Raw genomic sequence first — 5,368 nt, forward strand, 5'->3', positions numbered from 1 at the left:
GGGTGGCGCCGGGTGGCGCGGTGGGGTTGATGGGTTTTGGCCAGGGTGCGTGGACGGCGGTGAGCGCGGCGGCGCAGGCGCCGGAGGACGTGGGCTTCCTGGTGTTGGTGTCCGGAGGGGGCGGCGCGGTGTGGAAGCAGGAGCAGCACCGCATGCGCAACGAGGGTCGGCGGCGGGGCCTCACGGGGCCGGAGCTGGTGGACCTGACGGAGTTCCTCGACGTGCTGTACGACGCGCGCCTGTACACGGACGAGGGCGCGGCGCGTGCGCTGAAGACGCTCGACTTCCAGCTCCAGCGGGCCAAGCGCAAGCGTTGGTACGCGGTGACGGCGATGCCGCCCTTCAAGGGCCTGCCGGTGGCGCGCTTCCTGGACGTGCAGCGCAAGATGTGGCGCAACGTGTTGTCCTACGACGCGGCGGAGGACCTGCGGCGGGTGCGCGGGCCGGTGCTCGCGCTCCTGGGCGAGCGCGATGAGACGACGCCCGCTTCGCTCACGGCGCGGGCGCTGAATCGCGGGCTGAAGCTGCGGCCCGGCGCGCCGGGAAGGGCGCTGGTGAAGGTGATTGCTCGCGCGGACCACTGGCTCGCGGAGCCGGCGCGGGAGGACCAGCCGGGAGTGGAGGTGGTGACGAGCGATGCGCTCGACACCCTCTCCGCGTGGCTTCGCGCGCTGGAGCGCTGAGGGCCAGACTCAGTACGGCCGCTGGCCCGAGTAGTTGCCCGGGGGCGCGTAGTTACAGACCCAGAGCTGCCACGTGGGAAACTGGCTGCCCCAGGGCGAGTTGATCGTGCACACCTGCGTGGCGCAGCCCACGCGCTTCGTGTTGCGCCACACCACCTGCGTGTAGTGGCCGCACATCTTGCCGCTCGTGCACGTGTTGTTCGCGTAGTTGTAGTCCTTGACCTCGCTGCTCCAGCCCTCCACCACGTTCCGGGTGGACATGGAGTTCGGCGTGGCGGCGGTGAGGTTCTCGCCGTAGCTGCCACGGTCGGGGTTGTGCTCGAACTTGCACTTCGCCGCATACGCCTTCGCGACGTTCTCCGCCGCCGTGTCCCAGGTGAGTGGGTCCAGCGCGGGGCTCGGCGTGGGCTGTGCGGCGGCGCGGGTGGCGTTGTGTCCCGCGAGCATGTCCTGGGCGAATGGCGACAGCGTGCCAGAGCCCGAGTCGGGTGTGCCCGAACCAGAGTCCGGCGTACCAGAGCCCGAGTCGGGTGTGCCCGAACCAGAGTCCGGCGTACCAGAGCCCGAGTCAGGTGTGCCCGAACCGGAGTCCGGCGTACCGGAACCCGAGTCAGGTGTGCCGGAGTCTTCGGTGTCCGGGCCGTCATCGTCCGGCTCATCCGAGCCGCAGCCGGCACCGGCGAGCCAGGCCACGAGGAGACCGCAGGTCAGCAGAGGTCGGACGAGGGAGCGGTTCATGGCGCGGATTATCCGCCGCCCTCGCCACGTCCGAAAGGGTGTGCGGACCGCGTACCCGCGGGCAGCCCGACTCAGTAGGGCCGCTGTCCGACGAAGTTTCCGGGCGGCGTGTAGTTGCACACCCAGAGCTGCCACGTGGGGAACTGGCTGCCGAAGGGCGAGTTCTTCTTGCACAGCACCGTGGCGCAGCCGACCGCGCCCGTCTTGCGCCACACCACCTGCGTGTAGTGGCCGCACACCTTGCCCTTCTTGCAGGTGTTGCGCGCGTGGTCGTAGTCCGCGACTTCATCCGCCCAGCTCTTCACCACCTGTCGTGTCCCCCACGCATCCGGAGTGGCGGCGGCCAGGTTCTCCCCGAAGTCACCCCGGTCGGGGTTGTGGTCGAACTTGCACGCCTTCGCCCACGAGGCGGCCTGTCGCGCGGCGTCCTCGGACCAGACGAGCGGCGGAAGCGAAGGCTTCGGTGTCGGCCGGGCCTGCGCGCGGGCCTCGTTGTGCGCCTCCACCATGTCCCGCGCGAAGTCCTTCGCGGGGGACGGCGTGGGGCGCGACTCCTGGGGCGTGCCGCGCGCGGACGTCTGCTGCCCCCGGGACGCGGTGGTCGCGGCGCGCGGGGCCGTCGAGGACTTGCGCTGCCCCGACTTGGAGGTGGCCGGGACGCAGCTGAGCGGAAGGACGAGCAGGACAAGGAGAGGCCAGCGAAGCGCGAGGGGAGACGGACGCATGACGAGAATGATGCGTCAGGACTCCCACGCGTGCATGTGACGTTGAATCCCCGCGTTCGCGAGGTCGGCGTCTACCCCCCGAGCCCCGCCAGCTCGCCCGTGCCATCCGCGCCGAAAGTGGTGACGTTGGGGACGCCCATGGCCCGCATCATGGAGATGTAGAGGTTCGCGATGGGCATGCCCGGTGCGCGCAGATGCCGGTCCGTTCCGACGGCTCCGCCCCCCTTGCCCGCGAGGAGCACGGGGAGGTTCCGGTGGATGTGCGCGTTGCCGTCCTCGACCTCGCTGGTGAAGTACACCAGCGAGCTGTCGAGCAGCGACGCGCCTGGTCCATCCTGGGACTCCTTCAGACGCCGCACGAGGTAGGCGTACTGCTCCACCTCCCACCGGTCGATGCGCGCCAGGGCGTCGTAGTTGGACTGGACGTACTGGTGATGCGAGTAGGCGTGGTGTCCGCCGCTGAGTCCCAGAAAGCCATACACCTTGTTGCTGCGCGCGTTGGCCATCATGAAGGTCGCGACGCGGGTGAGGTCGCATTGGAAGGCGAGGACGATGAGGTCCATCATCGCCTTCGTCTTGGTGCGCGGGTCTTCGTCTTCGCTGGGGGCGACCTGGCTTCCACACGTGATGCCTTGCTGGCCCAGGGACTCCATCTGCTTCTCCAAATCGCGCACGCTGGTGAAGTACTCATCGAGCTTGCGGCGGTCCGTGGCGCCGAGCTGCTTCTGGAGCGTGGTGGCGTCCTCGCGAACGAAGTCGATGATGCTCAGGCCGTAGGCGCGGCGCTTCTCTATCTGGGCCTGCGTCGTCCCGGGGTCGACGCCCGCGAAGAGTCGGTCGAAGACAGCCTTGGGGCGAGCCTCCTTGGCCATGGGCGTGCGGGGCCCTGCCCAGGAGATGTTGTTGGCGTAGGGGCATGCGTAGCCGGAGTCGCAGTTGCCGATGCCTCGGCCCGCGTCGTTGCCCAGCTCCAGCGAGGGATAACGCGTGGCCTTCTGTTGGGCCAGGTGGTTGGCGATGACCTGGTCCATGGAGATGCCCGCGTGGAAGTCGGTGCCCTCCGTCTTGAAGGCCTTGGTGCAGGACAGGAGCGCGGCGGTGCCCGCGGCGTGGTGCCCGTCTCCGTCCGGCCTGCCGGAGTCGTTGGCGAGCCCGCTGATGACGAGCACGTCGCTCTTCACGGGCGCCAGCGGCTGGAGCGATGGCGTCAGCTCCCAGGTGGCGCCGGTGCCTGTCGGTGTCCACTTCTGCATGTGAATGCCATTGGGCACGTAGAAGACCGCCAGTCGGCGGGCGGTGGGCAGGGCCTCAGCGGCGCGCGCGGTGCCGGGCACCATCCGCTCCAGCAGGGGGAGCGCCATCAGCGCGCCCGCGCCGCGCAGCAGGGTCCGACGGGACAGTGACAGCTTCTTGCTCATGGTGACTGGGCCTCCGGGTCTCCCCGTCGGGAGGTGAAGTGGTCGCTGAGGACGATGGCGAGGATGTAGTCACTGAGGCGTCCGCCGCTGGCCTCCGCCGTCGCGGCGATTTCCCTCACCGCGCAGTGGTCGGCCTCCGCCATGCCTCGGCCGAGCGCGTAGGTGAGCAGGTGCTCGGTGAAGCAGGAGGGCAGCTTCGGGTCCTCCTTGATGAAGCGCCGCATGTCCACGCTGCCGTTGAGCACGGTGCCGTCGGGCAGGTCTCCGGTGGCGTCCACGGGCGCGCCGCTGACCTCGTTCAGCCGCCAGCGGCCGATGGGGTCATAGTTCTCCAGCGAGAGTCCCAGCGGGTCCATCATCCGGTGACAGCCCTGGCACTGGGGCAGGCTGCGGTGCAGCGCCATGCGCTCCTTCATCGTCATGTGAGGATTCACGGGGGGCGGCAGGCCCTCCACGTTCGGCGGCGGCGGTGGCGGCGCGGAGCACAGCAGTTGCTCCAGCACCCAGACGCCGCGCTGCACGGGCGAGGTGCGGTCCGAATTGGAGGTGACGGTGAGCAGTGAGCCGTGGCCGAAGATGCCCTGGCGTTCCGGATGACCGGAGAGGTCCACGCGTCGCGGTGTGCCGCTGCCGGGTGGGGGCAGGCCGTAGTGGGTGGCGAGCGCGTCGTTCACGAAGGTGAAGGGCGCGTCGATGAGGTCCCTCAGCTTGTGGTCGCCGGTGATGAACTCCTGGAAGACCAGCTCGGTCTCCTGGCGCATGGCCTCGCGCAGCTTCTCGTTGAAGGCGCCGTAGAGCGCGGGGTCTGGCTCCGCCGAGTCGAGCGCGCGGGTGAACAGCCACTGTCCCGCGAAGTTGCTCACCAGGGCCTGGGCCTTCGGGTCCGCGAGCATGCGGTGCATCTGGGCTTCCAGCTCCGCGGGCGTGCGCAGCTTGCCTTGCTCGGCGGCCTGGAGGAGCGGCTCGTCCGGCATGCTGCTCCAGAGGAAGTAGGAGAGGCGGCTGGCCAGCTCGAAGTCGTCGAGCCGGCGCGGCGTGGCGGAGGTCGGCTCCGGGTCCTTCTCCACGCGGAAGAGGAAGTGGGGCGACACGAGCACTGTGCGCAGGGCGAGCTTCACGCCTGCCTCGGGCGTGTCTCCCTGTTGCTTCGCGAGCGTGAGGGCGCGCAGCAGCCGGTCCACCTCCTCGGAAGTCACGGGGCGGCGCCAGGCGCGGCGAGCGAAGCGCGAGACGATGTCGCGGGCACAGGGCTCGGGATTGATGGCGTCCAGTGCGCAGGTGCGCAGCTTGCCCTGGGCCCAGGCGGTCTCCACGAGCTTCTCCGCCGCCGTGGCGTACTTCTCCAGGAGGAGGGGAGACAGGCTGAGGACATCCGCGTTGTTGTCGAAGCCGTAGCCGTGGTCGTCGGTCGGGAAGTCGCGGGCGGGGCGGGTGGTGTCGCCCAGCAGGTCGCGCACGGTGGCGTCGTACTCGGCGCGGTTGAGGCGGTGCAGGGTGACGCGGCCGGGGTCACCGGAGACGTTCTCGCACTCGTCATTCTGGGTGTGGGGATTGTCCTGGTCGGGGAGGACGCGAGCCTTGGGCAGTGAGTCGCCCTTGCAGCCGGCGAGCAGCAGCATGCAGCCCGCGCTCGCGAGCCAGTGCCCGAGCCTTCGTTCGTGAGGCCTGGAAGTCACGTCCTCAACCCCTTTCGCAGCGCCGCGCCTGGCGGAATCCGGTCGGGGCAAAGCAAGACGCTCACCAAGGCATCGCGCTGGACAGTGAACGCGGAGGGCGACCTGGGGGGCGAGGTGGACGGGTGGGG

Annotated in this window: 5 protein-coding genes; 1 reads left to right on the forward strand and 4 read right to left on the reverse strand. The window is 69.6% G+C overall.

From position 1 onward, the window contains the following. A partial coding sequence (locus HR086_RS44350) for an alpha/beta hydrolase (RefSeq protein ID WP_174468657.1) occupies window positions 1-683 on the forward strand: 683 nt, incomplete at its 5' end. 9 nt (window positions 684-692) lie between these two features. On the opposite strand, the gene HR086_RS44355 is transcribed toward HR086_RS44350, so the two are convergent. From HR086_RS44355 to HR086_RS44370, 4 genes are all read right to left on the reverse strand, one after another. Then, window positions 693-1,421, reverse strand: coding sequence for a CAP domain-containing protein (locus tag HR086_RS44355; RefSeq protein ID WP_174468658.1), 729 nt, complete (start codon window positions 1,419-1,421; stop codon window positions 693-695). A gap of 71 nt (window positions 1,422-1,492) precedes the next feature. Beyond that, window positions 1,493-2,146 (reverse strand): CAP domain-containing protein, encoded by a 654-nt coding sequence (locus HR086_RS44360; protein WP_141645453.1) that lies wholly within the window; start codon window positions 2,144-2,146, stop codon window positions 1,493-1,495. A gap of 71 nt (window positions 2,147-2,217) precedes the next feature. Next, window positions 2,218-3,564 carry a DUF1552 domain-containing protein gene (locus HR086_RS44365; protein WP_174468659.1) on the reverse strand — a complete coding sequence of 449 codons (1,347 nt, stop codon included), beginning with the start codon at window positions 3,562-3,564 and terminating at the stop codon, window positions 2,218-2,220. Next, complete coding sequence (locus HR086_RS44370; protein ID WP_373564442.1) at window positions 3,561-5,240, reverse strand: DUF1592 domain-containing protein; 1,680 nt, start codon at window positions 5,238-5,240, stop codon at window positions 3,561-3,563. Before HR086_RS44370 ends, HR086_RS44365 begins: the two co-directional genes overlap by 4 nt. Between the last annotated feature and the right edge of the window lie 128 nt (window positions 5,241-5,368).

Source organism: Myxococcus sp. CA039A, assembly GCF_013336645.1.
GTDB lineage: Bacteria > Myxococcota > Myxococcia > Myxococcales > Myxococcaceae > Myxococcus > Myxococcus llanfairpwllgwyngyllgogerychwyrndrobwllllantysiliogogogochensis.